Consider the following 19,641-nt stretch of genomic DNA (forward strand, 5'->3'; position numbering starts at 1 on the left):
TCCGCAATCAGGGAGTGGGCTGCTGAACAATGACCGTCCGCGTGCTGCAGAACACCGCGTCCGGGTCGGAACCGCTGCGTCCGCGCACGCAACCCTGGATCTCCACCTGGCAACTGGTCCCGTTGGCGAGCTGCGGGCTGAAGTTGGGGACGAAGTACTGGGTGGTCGCGGTGCCATTGGCGTTGGTGGTACCGCCGCCCGGGAACACACGTTCGTTCAAGGCGCCGGCGCAGCTGACCGGGCTGGTGATGGTGAAACTCACCGGCGCACCGTCGATCGGCTGGTAGGCGTTGTTGCGGACGTCCAGAGTCAGGGTGGCGGTGCGCTGAGCGCCGCTGCTGTCCGGCGAGGTCAGTACCCGCACCGGCGCGCTGAGGTCCACGCAGTTGCGGCCGTCGCTGGTGGTTCCGCAGACCTCGTCGAAGAACTGCACGCCGGTGGTCGCGGTGAGCGGGCCGCTGGCGGTGGCGGCGCAGCCACGGTTTTCGCGAGCGGTGATCTCCAGGAAACCGGAACGGTCGCTATACACCGAGATCGGCGTCGAGAAGGCACCACTGGCATTGAGCTGGGCGCGCCGCTTCTGCGTCTGCGGCGTCGGATCGCTGCCGACAATCAGTCCGTAGGAGGCATCGCCGGCGCCGGTGAAGCTGACGCTGAGGTCGACGCATTCGGCAACGCTGCTGCCGTCCGCCGTCTGCCAGGCAAAGTTCAGCGCCTGGGCATTGGCGCTGCCCACCGCCACCGCCGCGCCGTACAGCGGCGCGGTGAACTGGAAGCGGTCCTTGCGGACGGTGACGTTGCTGCTGCGGCTGCAGACCGCATCGGCATTGCTGCTGCATTCGGCGCTGAGCGCCTGCCCGCTGGCCACTGCGGCGGTGATGACCGCCGTGGTGTCGCTGGACAGGCTGCTGCTCGGCGTCAGCGAGAAGCTGAGCTTGCCGGTGGCATCGGTAGCCAGGGCGGTGACGCCCGGACGCGGCGTGCCGGCCTCGTAGACAGTGACCGTGCCATTGCTGGCCGTGAGGTTCACGGTGGTGCCTTGCACGGCGGTCCCGTCAAGCCGTTGCAAGCGGGCTACATAGCCGGTGCGCTCGATGCCCGGCGAGGCTTCTCCGGGACCACTGAGGGTCAGTACTGGTGCCGAGGGCGGCGTCGGCGGCACCAGCAGGACGCGGTAGCTGCCGCTGAGCGCGCGGCCATCCACCGTACCGCTGGCGGTCAGCGTCGCGCTGCCCTCTTCGGCGATGGTGCTGGGCGCCACGTAGTCGATCAGCAGGCTGCCGTCGGCGCCGGTGGCGGCGGTACTAGCCCCCGGCGAACCGGGAATCTCGATGCGGCCGCTGCTCGCGCTCAGCGAGATCGCGACATCGGGGACGGCATTGCCGCGTCCGTCCAGGGCCCGTATCACCAGGCTACCGATCTCCTCCTGCCCTAGGCTGATGCCGCCGCTGGGCTCGCCGCTGTCGCCCAGCAGCACCAGGCTGCCGGTGCCCTTCTGCTGCACCTGCAGGGTCTTGCTGGTGGCGGTGGAGCGTATGCAGAGGCTGTCGTCACTGGCGCCGGCGGTGAGCGTGACGGTCTGGTTGCTGCGCAGTCCGGACTCCGCCTGGTAGTTGAGGGTCAGGCTGCCGCTGGAGGAGGCGGGCAAGGTCAGCGGGTTTCCGAAGTCACCGGTCACCGGTTCGATGAATTTGCCCACCGGCGTCGAGATGCCGTTGGTGACCACGGCCGCCTGGACGGTGATCGGGGTGGCAGCAACGCTGCCGCCACCGCTCCGCACCAGGCGGTAACTGATGCCCTGCAAGGTGTCGCCGGAATAAAAGGCGCTGCCGCCAGACGGCAGGGTGATGCTGAGCGTGGTGGCACGGCGCACGACGTTGAGGTTGTACTCCTGCTCCACCGGCTGGCCGCCGACGGTGGCGGCAGCTGTCAGCGTCACCACCTCGGTGGTGGCTGCGGAGTCCGGACAACCGCCCTTGTAGCCGAAGTTCAGCACACCACGGCTGTTCACCGTCCCGCCCGAGGCGGTGGTGCCGACGATGTCGCCCAGGCTGCTGGTCAGACGCACGAAAGGACGCGGACTCGGCAGGCTGGCTCCGGCCTCGGAAGCCAGGGTGGCGGTGAAGCCGCTCAGGGTCTCGCCAGCCCCGACCGTGGCCGCGTCGGTGGGCTCGCCATTGGGGCCGGCGACGGTCAGGGTGTAACTGTTGGACGGATTCTCGACGTACAGCGCGAAGCTGTCGCGCACGGCGGTGACGCTGGTCGAGCCGGCGGTGGTGGGCAGGAAAGCCGAGGCGCGCAGGCTCAGCGCCAGCTCATCGCCGGCATCGACCTCCGAGGTCGGGGGTGCGACAAAGCAGAAGGTCACCTCGCCGCTGGCATCGGTGGTCGCGCCACGGGCGCCGCCGGTGGCGGGGCAGACGCCGTCGGAACTCAGCACCACGCTGCGCGCCTTGGTGTAGGCGGTGCCGCCGGAGAGCACGTCGAGGTTGATGTCGTAGCCGGCCAGCGGACGCGGATTGTTGGTGTTGCGGATGTCTTCCAGCCGGGCGACGAAGCCCAGGGTGCGGCTGGACGGTGCCAGCACCAGTTGTCCGGAGCCGTAGCGGGTTCCGGTGGCATCGTTGACCGGCCCCAGCACCTTCAGCCGGGATTTGGCGGCGGTGACTCCGCTATTGCTGCCGCCACTGCTGCCACCGCTACTGGAGCCCCCGCAGAGGTCGGGGATCAGGCAGCTGCTGTCGCCACCACCACCGCCGCAGGCGGAAACCAGGCCGGCCAGGGCCAGCAGTGCGGCGCGCAGGCTCGCTTTGGAAGTCATGATTTTTTGCTCGCAGAAACGAGAAACCCCGGGAGTATAGCCAAGCACCCCCGGGGCTCCGATGCCAAGGACTGTCGATTTAATTCACCTTCAGCCCTTCGGTGATGATCCTCGGGGTGATGAAGATCAGCAGTTCCGCCTTGGTCGAGACGTTGGAGCGGAACTTGAAGGCATTGCCCAGGAACGGCAGATCGCCCAGGAAGGGGATCTTGTTGACGGTATCGCGATTGGTCTGCTGGTAGATGCCGCCCAGCACCACGGTCTGACCATTGTCCACCAGCACCTGGGTGTTGATCTTGCGGGTGTCGATGGAGGGCGCCAAACCGCCGTTGCCGGTGTTCACGTCCTGGCCACGGCTGTCGTTGTTGACCTCCAGGTCCATGATGATCTTCTCATCCGGGGTGATCTGCGGCAGCACCTTCAGCGACAGCACCGCCTTCTTGAACGACACCGAGGTCGCGCCGCTACTGGTCGCCTGCTGGTAGGGAATCTCGATGCCCTGCTCGATGGAGGCCTGCTTGGCGTTGGCGGTAATGACACGGGGATTCGACATGACCTCGCCACGGCCTTCGGTCTGCAGGGCCGACAGCTCCAGATCCAGCAGGTAGTCCGCGCCCAGCAGCGCGAAGGCGATGCGGCCGGCATTGGCCGAGGCCGGCAGGTTGACGTTGTAGCGGTCGGTCGCCGGCGTGCCGGTGCCCACCGGGCCGGGCAGATTCACCGGGAAGCCGCCATTGAGATAGTCGTTGACGATGGTGTTGGTGCCAGCGGCAGAGCCGGTGCTGGTGACGATGCCGTTATTGCCGTTGCGGCCAACGGTGGTGGCGCCGAAGCGGGCACCCAGCTCCTTGGAATAATCGTCGTTGGCGACCACGATGCGCGACTCGATCAGGACCTGCCGCACCGGGATGTCGAGCCGGCTGATCAGCTCGCGGATTTCCGCCAGCTTCTCGCGCGACTCCAGCACCAGCAAGGTATTGGTGCGGTCGTCGACGGTGATGCGGCCGCGCTCGCTCATCAGCGAGTTTTCGCCGGATTTCAGCAGCGCCGCGATCTCGCTGGCCTTGGCGTAGTTGATCTGGATGATCTCGGAGCGCAGCGGCGACAGCGTGACCTTGGCCTTTTCCGCCTCGGCCTCGCTCTTCTCGCGCTCGGCCAGCTCGCCCATCGGCGCCACCAGCATGACGTTGCCCTGCCGGCGGATGCCCAGCCCCTTGGTGCGCAGGATGATGTCCAGCGCCTGGTCCCAGGGCACGTTCTGCAGCCGCATGGCGATCTCGCCGGATACCGAGTCACTGACCACCATGTTGGTGCCGGCGACGTCGGCAATGATCTGCAGCAGCGAGCGCACATCGACGCTCTGGAACGACAGCGAGATGCGCTCGCCGGTGTAGAGCGGCTCGTTGCGGCGCTTCTCTTCCAGCCGCTCCGAAGTCAGTGGTTGCAGCTCCAGCGTGAACAGCTCGCCAGACTGGTAGGCGAGCTGCTCGAAATCGGCGCCGCTGATCGGAGTGACAGTCAGCACGGTGTTGATGCCCTCGCGGGCGACGTCGATGAACTTCACCGGCGTGGCGAAATCGAGCACATCGAGGCGGCGCAGCAGCTTCTCGGCCGCGCGGGCGTTCTTGAAGCGGACCACCACCTTGCCGCTTTCTTCCTTGACGTCCACCGCTGTGCGCGGGTCGCCGAGTGAAACCACGATCCGGCCCTCGCCCTTTTCGCCACGGCGGAAGTCGACGGCGTTGACCGTGCCTCCGGCGGCTTCCGGCATCGTCGCGGCGGCCACGCTGGGCGCCACCGTCCTGCCCGCCACAGCGCCGCCACCGGCGGCCAGTTCCAGGAATACCTTGTTGCCGTCGACCCGCACCGTGTACGCCGTGGTTTCGGTCAGCTCGACCACTACCCGGGTACGGCCCTTGGCCTCGGCGGCGGCCACCGCGCGCGCCTTGCCGATGCCGATCTTCTTGTAGCGCTCAGCCAGCGCCAGGCGGGTATCGGCGAGATCCAGCGACAGCCGCGCCGGCTTGTCGATGGTGAATACCGTCGGTTCCGGGGCCGGCTGCGACAGCGTCAGGGTCAGCAGCAGGCGGTCGCCATCGAGGTTGACGAAGTCCACCGATTGCAGCGCCCGGTCCGACTGCGCGCGGGCCAGAGGCGCCGCCATCAGCAGTGAAAGACCGGCCAGGAGCAGGAACGCCCGGACCACGAGCTGGAGCGGGTACCGCGGTTCGTTTCGGGTCATCAGTGCGCTGAGCATGGTCGAGCTCCCTAATCCGTTATTCCGTGAGAGCCAAGTTGGCGGGGCGTTCCATGAAACCACCAAAGCCGTCCGGCACGATCTCGACCAGATCCACCTTGGACTCGGAGATCTTCACGATCTTCCCGTAGTTCTGGCCCATGTGATTGCCCAGGGTGACGCGGTGCACCACCCGGTCGGGGGCCTTGACCAGGGCATAGCTGTCGCTGCCTTTGTTGATCACGCCGAGCATGCGCAAGCTGTCGAGCGGAAACTCCTCCAGCGGCTCGCGGTTGCGGCTCAGGTCTGGGCGCAGCGCGCTGGCCGGCGCGGCGGCATCGCGTGGCGGCTCGGCGCGCACGAAGGGGTCGCGGCGCTCGGGCGGAGCCAGATAGGCGAATGCCTCGTACTGCTTGATCTGCGGGATCGGCTCGATCGCCCGGGTCTTGCGGCCCTTGACCTCGGCGACGTAGGCCTCGAGGTCGTCATTGCTGCCGCCGCAGGCGGCCAGCAGCGTGGACAAGGACAGCAGCAGGGCGAGTAGCTGGCGGTTCATTTTCCGCCTCCCTTGCCCGGCGCCGGCAGTTCGGAGTCATCGAGATAGCGGTAGGTCTTGGCCAGCGCCGACATCCGCAACTCGCCCTTGCCGGTCTGTCCGCCAGCGGGCTTCAGATCGACCTGGTCGATGGTGACGATCCGCGGCAGGGCGGCGACGGCGCTCACGAACTGCCCCATCTCGTGATAGCTGCCGGTGACCACGATCTTGTTCGGCACCTCGGCGTAGAAATCGCGCGGCACCTCGCCCTGCGGCTCGAACAACTCTTCTTCCAGCGAGGCCTGGGCGCGGGTCTGGGAGATGTCCTGCAAGAGGTTGGCGACCTCGGTCTTGCTCGGCAGCTGCCGCAGCATGGCGCCAAACGAGCGCTCCATCTCCGCCAGCTGATCCTTGTAGGCGTCGAGCGCCGCGACCTTCTTCTGCTTGCGCTCGAACTGCTCACGCAGGCTCACTTCCTTGGCCTGCTCGTCCTGCAGCTCCTCGTACACCGGCTTGATCAGGAACCAGGTGCCGGAGGCCACCAGCAGGATGGCCACCAGGATCACCGCCGCCGTACGCGCCCAGCCCGGCCAGGCGCCCGGATTCTGGGCGTCGAGCGATTGCAGTTCCTTCAGGACGTCCTGAACGTTCACGGCTTGCCTCCGGCGCTGGCGGCCTTCGCCTTTTCCTGCTCTTCCTGGGTCTGCTTGGTGAGATTGCGGACCTGCAGGGTGAACTGGCCTTCGCGCTGACGGTTCTGCTCACTGGTCTTGATCACCACCAGCTTGGGATCGTCGAACCAGGGCGAGGCTTCCAGATTCTTCATGTAGGTGGAGATGCGGCCGTTGGACTCGGCGATGCCGTTGATCTGCACCTTGTCGCCGTTCTGCTGGACACCGGTCAGGGTGATGCCGTCCGGCAGGGTGTTCACGATCTCGTCGAAGAAGTGCACCGTCGCCGAACGCGAACTCTGCAACTGCTCGATCACCCGCATGCGCGCCAACAGGTTCTGCTTGACCTTCTCCAGCTCCTCGATCTCCTTGATCTTCTGGTCGATCTCGGCGATCTGCTGGGTCAGATAACTGTTGCGCTCCTGCTGCCGGCTGACGGCATTGCCCATCATCATCCAGCCAAGCGCGACCAGACCCAGTGCCGCGACGATGCCCAGGCCCATGCGGGCGACGAATTCCTGACGGCGTTTTTCGCGCCGTGCGGCGCGCCAGTCCAGGAGGTTGATCTTGGTCATGCCCGGTCTCCTAGTCGGCCTCGTCGAAGGCGCGCCAGGCCAGGCCGCAGGCGATCAGCAGCGCCGCCTCGTCCTTGGCCAGCAAGGCGGGGCGCGCCCGGGAGGACACCGACATGCGGGCGAACGGCCGCGCCAGCACGGTGGGGATCTGCAGACGGTCCTGGATCGCCTGATCGACGCCGGGGATGTGGGCACAACCGCCGGCCAGGATGATCTGGTCGATCACCGAGTGGGTGGCCGAGGCGGCGAAGAAAAACTGGAAGCTGCGGTCGATCTGCTGCGCCATGTCGGACAGGAAGTGCGCCAGCACCTCGCTCTCGTAACCCTCCGGCAGATCGCCGGTGCGCTTGGCCTTGCCGGCATCCTCGTAGCTCATGCCGTAGTGACGCATGATGTCTTCGGTGAGCTGCTTGCCACCGAAAGCCTGCTCGCGGGTGTAGACGGTCTTGTTGTCGTGCAGGACCAGCACCGAAGTGGTCGAAGCCCCCATATCGACGATGGCGACGGTCTTGCCGGCGCCTTCATTGGGCATCTGGTGGCTGAGGAACTGGCAGGCGCTTTCCAGCGCGTAGGCCTCGATGTCGACCACCACCGGCTTGAGCCCGGCCAGTTCGGCGGCGGCCACCCGCTGATCGACCTGCTCGCGCCGGCAGGCGGCAAGCAGCACGTCGACCGCGCCGGCATCCTTGTCGGACACCCCCAGCACCTGGAAGTCCATGTTGACCTCCTCGATGGGATAGGGGATGTACTGGTCGGCTTCGACCTTGATCTGTTCTTCCATGTCCACCTCGCTCAGCGAAGAGGACATCTGCACGATCTTGGTGATGACCGAAGACCCGGCCACCGCCACCGCGACGTTCTTGGTGCTGGTGCCGGCCCGCTGGAAGGCTTTTTTGACCGCCTCGGCGACCAATTCCGGCTGGTTGATCTGCTTGTCGGTGACGGCGTCCACCGGCAACGGCTCGACCGCGTAGGACTCGACCACATAGCGGTCACCGCGACGGGCCAGTTCCAGCAGTTTTACGGCGCTCGAGCTGATATCGAGCCCGACCAGCCCGCGGCTGGCGCCCTTGCCCATCAGCTTATCTAGGATCGACATAACGTCAGCCCCGCCCCCAGCACCGGTTGACCCGCATTCCCCTGCACCGCACTCCAGGCGCCAGACCTGAAACCGGTGGCTAAACTTACTATAACGGAAACGACCTGCGACGCAACTAGAACTACATCAGCCAAGTGCCTGATGTCGCTGTTAATCCGGTTTTGAGGAAACCGGCCGCAGAGCGGTGCAAGAAGCCGGCCAGAGCCGGATCGGGGTGGGTTTCAGCGGGGGCCGGGGCGCCGGCGCAGCAGGAAGTCCTCGACGCTGCTCCCCCTGGGCAGGCGCAGCAAGACCAGCAGGGCGTAGGCCGCCATCGCCATGTTGCCCAGGCCGAGGATCAGCAACAACCAGATCAGGCGGGCGCTCCAGCGCACTTCCTTGTAGGCCACCCACAGCCAGAACCAGAGAAAGCCGAAGTAGGCGTCGGCGAGAGTGGCGATGAACCAGGGGTTGTTGCCGGCAGACGGCTGAGTCAGCAGCTCGCGGATCGCCGGCACGATGCTCTGCAGGCCGCTGGCCCAGACCGAGACCGCGATCAGCCCCAGCAGCGACGCCAGGGCGAGTGTGACGATTGCCGGTTTCACGCTTTCTTCAGGCTGATGTGCATGAGGTCGATACTGCCGGTGCGGAACCCGCACTCGCAATAGGCCAGGTAATAGCGCCACATGCGGTAGAAGCGCTGGTCGAACTGGCCGACGATCTGCTCGCGCACCGCCTGCACATTGCGGTCCCAGTGCGCCAGGGTGTCGGCGTAGTCCTTGGCGAAGAACTCCGGCCGGTGCGAACTCAGGCCGGCGGTGCCGGCCAGCACCTGGAACAGCTCCGGGGTGCAGAGCATGCCGCCCGGGAAGATGTACTTCTGGATGAAGTCGCGCTTGCTGCGGTACTGATCGAAGATCTTCGGGCTGATGGTGATGCCCTGCAGGGCGGCGATGCCGCCGGGCTTCAGGGCCTTGGCGATGGCCTCGAAATAACCGGGCCAATATTCCTCACCCACCGCCTCGTACATCTCGATGGAGACCACCCGGTCGTAGCTGCCGCTGACATCCCGGTAGTCGCGCAGCTCGAAACTCACCCGATCAGCCACTCCGGCCTGCTCGGCGCGCAGACGGGCTTCCGCCAGCTGCTCCTTGCTGAGGGTGATCGAATGCACCCGGCAGCCGGCGTGTTTGGCCGCGTAGATGGCGAAACCGCCCCAGCCGGAGCCAATCTCCAGCAGATGGTGCTCGGGCTTCAGCTCCAGGCGCTCGAACATCAGCCGGAACTTGTTCAGCTGGGCGTCCATCAGGGTCTCGTTCGGCTGGATGAACATGCCGGACGAATAGGCCATGGTGTCGTCGAGCCACATCTTGTAGAACTCGTTGCCGAGGTCGTAGTGGTACTCGATGTTCTCGCGCGCCTTGGCCTTGGTGTTGGCGCGGCGGCGATGCTGCCAGTAGCCGTAGATGCGGCCGAGCAGGTTCTTCTCGAACGGCCCCTTGTAATAGGGCTCGTTGAGGTAGAGCACCGCCAGCAGGCGCGCCAGATCGGGCGAGTCCCAGCAGTCGTCGAGATAGGCCTCGCCGAAGCCGACTTCGCCGCCACGCAGTACGTGGCCAATCACGCGGTCGCTCTTGATCCGCAGCACCCCGTGCGGCCCCGGCCGCGTGCCTTCGAAGCGTCGGGTGGCGCCGTTCGGCAGGCTCAGATCCAGGCTGCCGACCTGCAGGCCGGACAGCATGTAGGTGAACAGCTTCAGCCCCCAGGACAAGCCTCGGGTGCTGCCGGCGCTGCTGAAATCACTGGGCAGGTCCGGCGAAAAGCCGTCGCGGCCGAGAATCCGCTGAAAATCCGCCTGCAGGGGTTGCTGCTGTTGTTCTTGTTCCTTCACGTCGCCTCCAGATCGGGGGGGCTGGGCTTGCGGTGAAACTTCGCTCCGCGCAACCAGATCTTCAATGCCTGCCAGTGGATGGCGGCGACGACCTTGAAGGCCTGCACCGGCATCCGCAGCAGCTGCCCAAGGAGGACGGCGTCCTTCAGCTCCCGGCGTTCGCCCGCCATCGCGGTGTCGATCAGCGGCGCCCCGTCACGGGTCTCGTTGAGCACCACCCGGAGGCGCTGCCCCGGTTCGGAGAACCGGAAGTGGTAGCGGCCTCGCAGATCGAACAGCGGCGAGACGTGGAAGCATTTTTCCTTGGTCAGCTCGAGCTCATACGGCAGGCCCGCGTCCGCAGATGCAAAGCTAGCCTCCGCAGAAGCGGCGGTCAGCACATAGCTGTGCCGTTCGCCAAAGGTGTTGTTGACCTCGGCGATCACCGCCCGCAGGCGGCCATCGGCGTGCTCGCAGTACCAGAAGCTGACCGGATTGAAGCCCCAGCCCAGCATGCGCGGCTGGGTCAGCAGGCGGATGCGGCCGCCGGCCAGCTCGACCCCCTGCCCGGCCAGCACCGATTCCGCCCAGCGCCGCAGCCCGCCCGGCTCGCCACGGCCGTGATCGCGGTCGTGGAAGGAAATGAGGCCGCGCCGGTTGTAGCCGAAGCAGCGCAACCGCCGATCCAGCTCCGGCAGGCGGTCGATATCCAGCAGCAGATAGAACAGGCGGTAGACGAAGCGGTACTCGGGCGCCACCCGCCGGCGGTGCATCACCCGCAACGTGTAGAGCACGCCGTCCTCGGCGTGGACTTCCGCGGCCTTCATCGCCGCCACCCCTGCCCGCCGGCTTGCCGACCGGCCGCAGGTCCTGCGCAGCGGCGCTGGCAGCGCATCTAGACCCCGCTCACCCAGGCCGGCAGACAGGCCGGATCAATACCCCGCACCACCCGCAGGCCGGACTTGAGGCCGTCCTCGTGGAAGCCGTAGGCGGTCCAGGCGCCGGCCCACCAGAGGCCGGAACGGCCCTGGATGTCGGGCAGTCGGTCGTGGGTCAAGCGGCTGCCGGGGCCGTAGTGCGGGTGCTCGTAGGAGAGATCGGCGATCAGGCTGCCGGGCGCCGGCTCCCGGCGCGGATTGAGGCTGACGATGTACTGGCGCTCACCGGGGATGCCCTGCAGCAGGTTCATCCAGTAGCTGCCGGAGATCGGCTCATCGTGGACCTCCGAGACCGGGTGGGTGTAGTTCCAGCTCGCCCAGGCGGCGCGGCGGCGCGGCAGGAAGGAAGTGTCGCTGTGCAGCAGCACCCGGCTGTGGTTGTAGGGAATGCCGGCCAGCACCGCGCGCTCGTCCTCGGCCGGATCCGCCAGCAGCCGCAGGGCCTGGTCAGAGTGAGTGGCGCAGATCACCTGGTCGTAACGGGCGCTGCCCTCGCCGCTGCGCAGCTCGACCCCGCCGTCGACCCGCCGCAGCCCGAGCACCGGACTGTGCAAGCGGATCTGCCCCCGGTAGCGCTCAAGCAGGCGCTTGACGTAGCTGTGACTGCCGCCGATCACCGTATGCCAGGTCGGCTGCTGGGTAGCGGTGAACAGGCTGTGGCTGTCGAAGAAGCGCATGAAATCGTCGACCGGGTACTCCGCCGCCTTCTGCGGCGAGCAGCTCCAGATCAGGCCGGCCATCGGCAGCAGGTAGTCGCGGCGCAGCTCCTGCGAGAAGCCGGCGCTGTCCAGCCAGTCGCCGAGGCTGCCGGTCGGCAACCGGCCCGAACGCAGGGCGGCATTGGCGACGCGGTTGAGGCGCAGGATGTCCAGCAGCATGCGGATGTGGCCGGGCCGGAACAGGTTGGACGGCTGGGCGAACACGCTCCACAGCTGGTCGCTGCCCTTCCATTCGTAGCGGCCGTCGCCGATCGACACTGCGAAGGACATGCTGGTCGGCCGGGTCTGCACGCCCAGTTCGCCGAACAGCGCGGTGAGGTTGGGATAGTTGACGCCGTTGTAGACGATCCAGCCGGTATCCACCGGCTGCAGGCCGCCGTCCGCCAGCGGCACTTCGACGGTGTGGGTGTGACCGCCGACCCGCCCGTCCTGCTCGAACAGGGTGACTTCGTGGCGCTGAGCCAGGAAGTAGGCAGCGGAAAGACCGGAGATACCGGAACCGACGACAGCGATTTTCATGAGAGCGAGAGGTGATGGTGCGCCGATGGTACGTCGCGAGCCCGCCAAAGGATGCAACCGGACCTACTCGTCGATGGAATCGAAGGCGACGCGCAGCTGCTCGACACGGGCGCGGTTGATGCCGAAGTCGCTAAGGCCCAGCCGCGCTGCGGAACGGACGTGGATCAGCGAGTCCGCCGACGCCAACAGGAATTCGGCGTCATCGACAAAGCCCAGCAGGGCCGACTGGAATTCGGCGTGGATATAGGTCGGGGAAGTGCTGACCAGCCGGCAGCGCGGCTGTTGCAGCAGCACCGCCAGCAGCCGGGTCATGGCGTCGCCGGCGTTGCCGGAATAACGGAACGGCTGCACGTGATTGGGGTCGCGAGCGCCGCGCGGGTGCTGGCTGCAGACACAGTTGCCGGCGCCCGGACGACAGGCCCTCAGGCTACCGTCGGCCTGCACGCCCAGATTCCGGGGTCTGGCCCCGGTCAGATTCAACCACGCCATTTGCCTCTCCCAAGGCCAGGCCAGCTCAGGGCCGCGTGCGCCGATCCGGCGCAGCGGTCCACCGCCGGTTTCGATTCAGTGCGGTCCCGACTCGGCCGGGGTGCTGTCCGGCAACCAGCGTACGCCGCGCATGCCCGAGGCCAGCACCGCCTCGCGCAGTACCCGCACCGCCTGCATGCGCGGGAAGCCGCGCCGGAACAGGATCGCCACCTGCCGCCCCGGCGCCGGCTCGGCGAGATCGACAGCCACCAGGCCGGCGGCATCGCGGTTTTCCATCGCCGCCCGCGGCGCCACGGTGATACCCAAGCCGGAGGCCACCATGTAGCGGATGGTCTCCAGCGAGGAGCCCGTCAGCGCCCGGGCGCCGGCGTTCTCCGGCTCGATGCACTTCGGACAGGCCTGCACCACCTGGTCGCGGAAGCAGTGTCCGGGGCCGAGCAGCAGCAGGTGCTCCTCGGCCAGCCGCTTGGACGGTAGCGCGGGCAGCTGCGCCCAGCGGTGGCCCTCCGGCAGCACGGCGACGAAGTCCTCGTCATAGACCGGCCAGGCGACCAGCCCGGTGAGATCGACCGGCAGGGCGAGGATGGCGACGTCCAGCTCGTTGTCGCGCAACTGCTCCAGCAGCTTGGCGGTGAAGTTCTCCTCGATCACCAGCGGCATCTCCGGCGCCCGCGCCTTCAGCACCGGCACCAGTCCGGGCAACAGGTAGGGACCGACGGTGTAGATCGCGCCCAGGCGGATGGGGCCAACCAACTCGTCCTTGCCTTCGCGGGCAAGGTCTTCCACCAGCTTGGCCTCGGCCAGTACCCGCCGGGCCTGGCCGACGATGCGCAGGCCGACATCGGTGGGCCGCACCTCGCCACGGGTGCGCTCGAACAGGATCACCCCCAGCTCGTCTTCGAGCTTCTTCACCGCCACCGACAGCGTCGGCTGGCTGACAAAGCTGCGCTCGGCGGCCCGCCCGAAGTGCCGTTCCTTGTCGAGGTTGACGATGTAACGCAGCTCGGTGAGGGTCATTTCGATTGCGGATTGCGGATTGCGGATTGCGGATTGCGGAAGGCTAGCCAAGCTGGTGGCCGGCGCGGGCGATGGCTTCGCGGGCACGCTCCAGATCCACCTCCGGCACCAGCACGAAATCGGTTTCGTAGCTGTTGACGGCAAAGATGCTGACGCCGGCCGCCGCCAGCGGTTCCGCCAGGGCCGCGAGCACGCCGGTTTCGGAGAACGCGAACGGCCCTGCGATCTCCAGCGCGCGCCAGACCAGGCCCTGGTCACGCGCGTGCACTTCGCGCACCACGGTCACCGATTCCGCAGAGCGCACCACGGCGCCAAAGCCCTCGGCGCCGAGCGTGTCCACCGCGTCGCGCAGCGGCGTCGCAGGCGGCAGCCGCGCCACCACCAGGCGCCAGGGGTGCACCATCAGCCGCAGCCGGCGCAGCCCGCTCACAGCCAATCCTTCGCGATCAGGTAGTCGCTCATCAGTGCCGCCTCCGGACTGCCGGGTTCTGGCTGGAAATCGTAGCGCCACTCGACTCTGGGCGGCATCGACATCAGGATCGACTCGGTGCGGCCACCGCTTTGCAGGCCAAAGTGGGTACCACGATCCCAGACCAGGTTGAATTCGGCATAGCGGCCGCGACGCAGCCGCTGCCAGCTGGTCTCCCGCTCGCCATAGGCTTGGTGCTGGCGCCGCTCGACGATGGGCGCGTAGGCATTCCAGAAGCCCTCGCCCACCCGCTGCATCAGCGCGAAGCCGGCGGCAAAGCCACCCTCGGTGAAATCGTCGTAGAACAGCCCGCCGACGCCGCGCGGCTCCTGCCGGTGCGGCAGGTAGAAATACTCGTCGCACTGGCGCTTGAACGCCGGATACAGGGCCTCGCCCACCGCCGCCCGCGCCGCCGCGTGCCAGCCGCGCACGTCCTCGGCGTAGCCGTAATAGGGGGTCAGATCAAAGCCGCCGCCAAACCACCAGGCCGGCGCGCCCTCGCCACCGACGCTGAGCAGTCGGACGTTGCAGTGGGTGGTCGGTACGTGCGGATTGCGCGGGTGGAATACCACCGACACGCCCATGGCGGTGAATGGCCGCCCGGCCAGTTCGGGGCGCAGCTTGGTCGCCGAAGGCGGCAGCGCCGGCCCGCGTACCAGCGAGCGGGCTACACCGGCGCGCTCGAACACCCGCCCCTCGGCGAGCACGGCGGTGTCGCCCTCGCCCTGCAACTTGGCGTCGGCAGGCTTGCTCCAGCGGTCGCGCAGGAAGCGCGCCTCGCCGTCGGCGGCCTCGACGCGGGCGCACAGCCAGTCCTGATAGCCGCGCAGCCAGGCTTCGACTGCGGCCGGATCAGGACCGGCGTCGGGAATAGTGGAAGTTGGACTCATGCGCCGATTGTAGGCGCCCGCCAGCGCTCAGCGCCGCAGGATGTGGCCGGTCGCCGCCTCGCGGATGCTGGTGGGCCGCTGCATGCCACCCAGAGCGCCGGGCACCGCCGGCAGCTGGGGACCGAAGCGCAGGCGCAGCTCGGCGATGCTGCGCACCGGCGGCTGGCCGGCGCGGTTGGCGCTGGTGGATACCAGGGCGCCACCGTAGCGACGGCACAGGGCCGCCAGCAGCGGATGCGCGGTGACCCGCACCGCGATGCTGTCGTGCTCGCCGCTGATCCAGATCGGCGCCGTCGGCGCCGCCGGGAACACCCAGGTGGCCGGCCCGGGCCAGGTCTGGCGGGCCCGCTTGAGCGCCATCGAGGACGGAATCTCGATGAACGGCGCCAGAGCGTCGATCTCGCTGGCGACCACGATCAGACCCTTGCGCCAGTCGCGCTCCTTGAGCCGCAGCAGACGCTCCACCGCCGCGCGGTCGAAGGGATTGCAGGACAGGCCCCAGACCGCCTCGGTGGGCACCGCCACCACCGCACCGGCACGCAATTGCCGGACCGCGCGCCGCAGCGCCAAGTCGCTCATACGTCGGTTCCTACTTCTTGCTGGCCGGCTTGCGCTTGGCCGCGGCTTTCTTCGCCGGCGCCTTCTTGGCGGCAGCCTTCTTGGTCGCCGCCTTCGGAGCCGCTTCGCCCTCGGCCTTGGCGGCCTTGCCCTTGGCGCCCTTCTTCACCGGCTTCTTCGCCGCCTCGGCTTCGGCCAGATAGGCCTCGGCCTCGAACACGGTGACATCTTCCGGCTCGCGCTTCTTGGGCAAGTTGGCCTTGCGCGTGCCATCGGTGATGTAGGCGCCGAAGCGGCCCTTGATGATGCGGATGCCGGTGTCGCCGAAGGTCTTCAGCGTCGCGGCATCGAGTGCGGCGGCCTTCTGCTCGATCAGCTCGATGACCCGAGGCAGCTCGATGGTCATCACGTCGTCGTCCTTCTTCAGGCTGACGAAGTTCTTGCCGTGGCGGGCATAGGGACCGAAGCGGCCGATGTTGACCTCGACCTCGTCGCCATTAGGCAGATGACCGAGCTTGCGCGGCAGCTTGAACAAATCCAGGGCTTCCTGGACGGTGATGGTGTCGATGCGCTGGCTCGCCTTCAGGCTGGCGAAGCGCGGCTTCTCACCGTCCGGGTCGTCCTTGCTGCCGATCTGCACGAACGGCCCGTAGCGGCCCAGGCGTGCGGTCATCGGCTTGCCGCTGACCGGATCGACGCCGATCACCCGCGCGTCGGACACCGCGTCCTGGCGCTTGAGCTCCATCTTCTCGTCGACCTGGGGCTTGAAGCTCTTCCAGAACTCGGCGAGCAGCGGCACCCATTCCTTCTCGCCACGCGACACCGCGTCGAGGTCGTCCTCAAGGCCGGCGGTGAAGCCGTAGTCGACGTAGCGGTTGAAGTGATCGGTGAGGAAGCGGTTGACGATCATGCCCACGTCGGTGGGATTGAAGGCCTTGCCCTCCAAGCGCACGTACTCGCGCGCCTGCAGGGTGCTGATGATGCTGGCGTAGGTACTCGGACGACCGATGTCGTATTCCTCCAGCGTCTTCACCAGACTGGCTTCGGTGTAGCGCGGCGGCGGCTCGGTGAAGTGCTGTTCCGGGGTGACGTCGACCAGGCGCAGGCTCTCGCCGACTTCCAGCGGCGGCAGGCGCTTGTCGTCGTCCTCGTCGTCCGGGGTGTCCTTGCTGTCGGTATAGACGGCGATGAAGCCGGGCTCCACCAGCACCGAGCCATTGGCCTTGAAGGCGTGCTCGCTGCCAGCGCGCAGCTCGGCGGCCACGGTGTCGAACACCGCTTGCGTCATCTGGCAGGCGACAGTGCGCTTCCAGATCAGCTCGTAGAGCTTGGCCTGATCGGGCGTCAGATAGGGCGCCACCTGCACCGGCAGGCGCATGGCGCTGGTCGGGCGCACCGCTTCGTGCGCTTCCTGGGCGTTCTTCGACTTGCTCTTGTAATAGCGCGGCTCTTCCGGCACCGCCTTGGCGCCGTACTGGTTGCCGATGACGCGGCGGATCTCGGCGATCGCCTCCTGCGCCAGGCTCACCGAGTCGGTACGCATGTAGCTGATCAGGCCGATGGTCTCGCCGGCGATGTCGACACCTTCGTACAGCTGCTGCGCGGTGCGCATGGTGCGGGTCGAGGTGAAACCGAGCTTGCGGTTGGCTTCCTGCTGCAAGGTCGAGGTGGTGAACGGCGGCGAGGGATTGCGGCGACGCTGCTTCTTGTCGACGCTGGCCACCTTCAACTGGCCGCGCGCGGCGGCTTCCAGCGCCAGCCGGGCGGCGGTCGCCTGCTCGCCGCTGGTGATGCTGAACTGCTCGACCTTCTTGCCGTGCAGCTCGACCAGCCGGGCCAGGAACAGGCTGCCCTGCTTGTCGGCGCGGGCGCTGAGCGTCCAGTACTCGCGGGCGATGAAGGCCTTGATCTCTTCCTCGCGCTCGCAGATCAGCCGCAGCGCCGGCGACTGCACGCGGCCGGCCGAGAGGCCCGGCTGCACCTTGCGCCAGAGCAGCGGCGAGAGGTTGAAGCCGACCAGATAGTCCAGCGCGCGGCGCGCCTGCTGGGCGTTGACCAGGTCAGCGGCCACTTCGCGCGGATGCGCCAGCGCATCCTGCACCGCCGCCTTGGTGATTTCGTGGAAGACGATGCGGCGCACCGGCTTGTTCTTCAGCAGGCCCTTGTCCTTGAGCAGCTCGGAAAGATGCCAGCTGATCGCCTCGCCCTCGCGATCAGGGTCGGTGGCGAGGTAGAGCGCATCGGCCTGCTTGAGTGCGCGGGCGATGGCGTTGACGTGCTTCTCGTTCTTGTCGATCAGCTCGTACTTCATCTCAAAGCCGCGCGTGGGATCGACCGCGCCGTCCTTGGGCACCAGGTCGCGGACGTGGCCGTAGCTGGCCAGGACTTCGAAGTCCGGTCCGAGATACTTCTGGATGGTCTTGGCCTTGGCCGGCGACTCGACGATGACGAGGTTCTTGCTCATTACCTTCTTTTTGGGGGCGCAGGGGCGCAGCAGCAAAACGCCCGGGGGGTTAACCGGGCGTCAGCTTATAAGCGCTGGCTTGCCGTCAATGCAACCGGCAGCCGCCGGAATCAGTGCAGGAACGGCCCCGGCGCGTAGACCATGTCTTCCAGATGCCAGGCCGACTCTTCCTCACCCGGCTGGCTGACCAGCACCAGCAGGCAGACCCATTTCACCCGCTCGAGGTCGATGTCGCTTTCCAGGCTCAGCAGACGCTCGATCACCAGCTCGCGCGACTCGGCGGTGAGGATGCCCAGCTGCTCCAGGTAGAACAGGAAGCCACGGCATTCGGTGCTGAGCACCGCCATTTCTTCCGGGGCGTAGACCCGGATCGAGCCTCGGCTGCCAATCGCCGGCGCCTGCCGCTGCTCTTCCAGGCCGCCCAGCCAGGCGAAGGCGTGATTGACCTCGTCGACCGGAAAGCCGGCGGCGGTGAGTTCGTCACGCAGGGTGTCCTGGTTGTCGTCGTCGTGGACCTCCGTGTCGTGATAGTTCTCGAACAAGAACATCAGCACATCCAGCACGGTTTCTTTCATGACGCACACCCAATTGGTTGTGGAGTCCAGACAGCCTGGACACTACCTATAGTTGCCAGCAGTTGCAAACGGGTGACGATTCAGCGGTCCCGGCGCTGATAGCCGCCGGCATGCACCGCCACCCGCCCGAGCAACTCCAGTTGGGTAAGCAAGATGCTGACCCGCTGCACCGGCAGGCCGCTGGCGGCGACCAGATCGTCGATGCCGCGCGGCGCGTCGGAGAGCAGGCCCAGCAGCCGCGCAGACTCTGCATCCGGGGCCGGCGGCTCCATCGCGCTGGGATTCGGGCTCGGCGGCGGGGCCGGCTGCGTTTGCAGCCAGGCGCTCAGCTGCGGCGCCAGTTCCAGCAGGATGTCGTCGATGCTCTCCACCAGCTTGGCGCCCTCGCGGATCAGCCGGTGACAGCCCTTGGCCAGCGGGTTGTGGATGGAGCCGGGGATGGCGAACACCTCCCGCCCCTGCTCGGCCGCCAATCGGGCGGTGATCAATGAGCCGGATTCGGTCGAGGCCTCGACCACCAGCACCCCCAGACTGAGTCCGGCGATCAGGCGGTTGCGGCGGGGAAAATGCTCGCGCCGCGCACCGGCGCCGGGAGCCAGCTCGGAAACCAGGGCACCGCCGCGCTCGACCAGGGCATGAGCCAAGGCTTTGTGGCGCGCCGGGTAGACCCGGTCCAGGCCGGTACCGCAGACCGCCAGCGTGGCGCCACCGCCATCCAGCGCGCCCTGGTGGGCAGCGCCGTCGATGCCCAGGGCCAGACCACTGGTGACGATCAGGCCACGACGCGCCAACTCGGCGGCGAAGGCGCGGGCATTGTCCAGACCCTGCGGGGTGGCGGCCCGGCTGCCGACCATCGCCAGCTGCGGTTGCGCCAGCAGGCCGAAGTCGCCGACCACGAACAAGGCCAGCGGCGGATTGCCGATGTCGCGCAGGCGCTGGGGATAGGCCGGGTGCTGCCAGTCGATCAGATGCCGGTTGCCGGCACCGGCCAGCCAGGCCAGATCGGCCTCGACCTGAGGGTCCTCCGGGCCCGGGACCGGCTGCTTGCGCTCGACGCCGGCGCGTAGCCAGGCTGAGGGACTGGCATCGACAGCCGCCTGGGCAGATCCGAAATGGGTAACCAGCCGCAGCGCGGCGGCGTTGCCGAGCGCTTCGCTGCGGATCAACCGCAACCAGGCGCTGGCGGAGTCCGGCGCCATCGGCGGCCGGCGGCCCGG

General features: G+C 67.4%; 18 protein-coding genes. All 18 read right to left on the bottom strand.

Going from position 1 to position 19,641, the window contains the following annotated elements; translation table 11 throughout:
* Positions 1-7: 7 nt before the first annotated feature.
* Positions 8-2,821, bottom strand: coding sequence for a hypothetical protein (locus ED208_RS00885; protein WP_123209974.1), 2,814 nt, complete (start codon positions 2,819-2,821; stop codon positions 8-10).
* Between the two features lie 79 nt (positions 2,822-2,900).
* Positions 2,901-5,027: a type IV pilus secretin PilQ gene (locus ED208_RS00890; protein WP_233574732.1), complete on the bottom strand. Its 2,127-nt coding sequence runs from the start codon at positions 5,025-5,027 to the stop codon at positions 2,901-2,903.
* 70 nt (positions 5,028-5,097) lie between these two features.
* Positions 5,098-5,613 carry a pilus assembly protein PilP gene (locus ED208_RS00895; RefSeq protein WP_123209975.1) on the bottom strand — a complete coding sequence of 172 codons (516 nt, stop codon included), beginning with the start codon at positions 5,611-5,613 and terminating at the stop codon, positions 5,098-5,100.
* Complete coding sequence (locus ED208_RS00900; RefSeq protein ID WP_123209976.1) at positions 5,610-6,245, bottom strand: type IV pilus inner membrane component PilO; 636 nt, start codon at positions 6,243-6,245, stop codon at positions 5,610-5,612. Before ED208_RS00900 ends, ED208_RS00895 begins: the two co-directional genes overlap by 4 nt.
* On the bottom strand, positions 6,242-6,838 hold the full coding sequence (locus ED208_RS00905; protein ID WP_123209977.1) for a PilN domain-containing protein: 597 nt from the start codon (positions 6,836-6,838) through the stop codon (positions 6,242-6,244). The genes ED208_RS00900 and ED208_RS00905 overlap by 4 nt, the downstream gene beginning before the upstream one ends.
* A 10-nt stretch (positions 6,839-6,848) precedes the next feature.
* Positions 6,849-7,937, bottom strand: a complete 1,089-nt coding sequence (locus ED208_RS00910) for a pilus assembly protein PilM (protein WP_123209978.1) — start codon at positions 7,935-7,937, stop codon at positions 6,849-6,851.
* A 221-nt stretch (positions 7,938-8,158) separates the two neighbouring features.
* Positions 8,159-8,521 carry a DUF1475 family protein gene (locus ED208_RS00915; RefSeq protein WP_123209979.1) on the bottom strand — a complete coding sequence of 121 codons (363 nt, stop codon included), beginning with the start codon at positions 8,519-8,521 and terminating at the stop codon, positions 8,159-8,161.
* Positions 8,518-9,807, bottom strand: coding sequence for an SAM-dependent methyltransferase (locus ED208_RS00920; protein ID WP_233574733.1), 1,290 nt, complete (start codon positions 9,805-9,807; stop codon positions 8,518-8,520). Before ED208_RS00920 ends, ED208_RS00915 begins: the two co-directional genes overlap by 4 nt.
* Positions 9,804-10,613 carry a DUF1365 domain-containing protein gene (locus tag ED208_RS00925; RefSeq protein WP_123209980.1) on the bottom strand — a complete coding sequence of 270 codons (810 nt, stop codon included), beginning with the start codon at positions 10,611-10,613 and terminating at the stop codon, positions 9,804-9,806. The genes ED208_RS00920 and ED208_RS00925 overlap by 4 nt, the downstream gene beginning before the upstream one ends.
* 68 nt (positions 10,614-10,681) lie before the next feature.
* On the bottom strand, positions 10,682-11,962 hold the full coding sequence (locus tag ED208_RS00930) for an NAD(P)/FAD-dependent oxidoreductase (protein WP_123209981.1): 1,281 nt from the start codon (positions 11,960-11,962) through the stop codon (positions 10,682-10,684).
* 63 nt (positions 11,963-12,025) lie between these two features.
* Complete coding sequence (locus tag ED208_RS00935) at positions 12,026-12,451, bottom strand: DUF1499 domain-containing protein (RefSeq protein ID WP_199720467.1); 426 nt, start codon at positions 12,449-12,451, stop codon at positions 12,026-12,028.
* Between the two features lie 75 nt (positions 12,452-12,526).
* Positions 12,527-13,468 (bottom strand): LysR substrate-binding domain-containing protein, encoded by a 942-nt coding sequence (locus ED208_RS00940; RefSeq protein ID WP_123209982.1) that lies wholly within the window; start codon positions 13,466-13,468, stop codon positions 12,527-12,529.
* Between the two features lie 43 nt (positions 13,469-13,511).
* Positions 13,512-13,898, bottom strand: a complete 387-nt coding sequence (locus tag ED208_RS00945; RefSeq protein WP_199720468.1) for an ACT domain-containing protein — start codon at positions 13,896-13,898, stop codon at positions 13,512-13,514.
* A complete protein-coding gene (gene hemF / locus ED208_RS00950; RefSeq protein ID WP_123209983.1) occupies positions 13,895-14,827 on the bottom strand; it encodes an oxygen-dependent coproporphyrinogen oxidase in 933 nt (310 codons plus the stop codon). The genes ED208_RS00945 and hemF overlap by 4 nt, the downstream gene beginning before the upstream one ends.
* A gap of 27 nt (positions 14,828-14,854) precedes the next feature.
* Positions 14,855-15,406 carry an L-threonylcarbamoyladenylate synthase type 1 TsaC gene (tsaC, locus tag ED208_RS00955; protein WP_123209984.1) on the bottom strand — a complete coding sequence of 184 codons (552 nt, stop codon included), beginning with the start codon at positions 15,404-15,406 and terminating at the stop codon, positions 14,855-14,857.
* Between the two features lie 10 nt (positions 15,407-15,416).
* Positions 15,417-17,849 (bottom strand): DNA topoisomerase I, encoded by a 2,433-nt coding sequence (locus tag ED208_RS00960; protein ID WP_123209985.1) that lies wholly within the window; start codon positions 17,847-17,849, stop codon positions 15,417-15,419.
* Positions 17,850-17,959: 110 nt separating this feature from the next.
* Positions 17,960-18,424 carry a Smg family protein gene (locus ED208_RS00965; RefSeq protein ID WP_123209986.1) on the bottom strand — a complete coding sequence of 155 codons (465 nt, stop codon included), beginning with the start codon at positions 18,422-18,424 and terminating at the stop codon, positions 17,960-17,962.
* Positions 18,425-18,504: 80 nt separating this feature from the next.
* Positions 18,505-19,623 (bottom strand): DNA-processing protein DprA, encoded by a 1,119-nt coding sequence (gene dprA / locus ED208_RS00970; RefSeq protein WP_123209987.1) that lies wholly within the window; start codon positions 19,621-19,623, stop codon positions 18,505-18,507.
* Between the last annotated feature and the right edge of the window lie 18 nt (positions 19,624-19,641).

It is taken from the genome of Stagnimonas aquatica, assembly GCF_003730135.1.
GTDB lineage: Bacteria > Pseudomonadota > Gammaproteobacteria > Nevskiales > Nevskiaceae > Stagnimonas > Stagnimonas aquatica.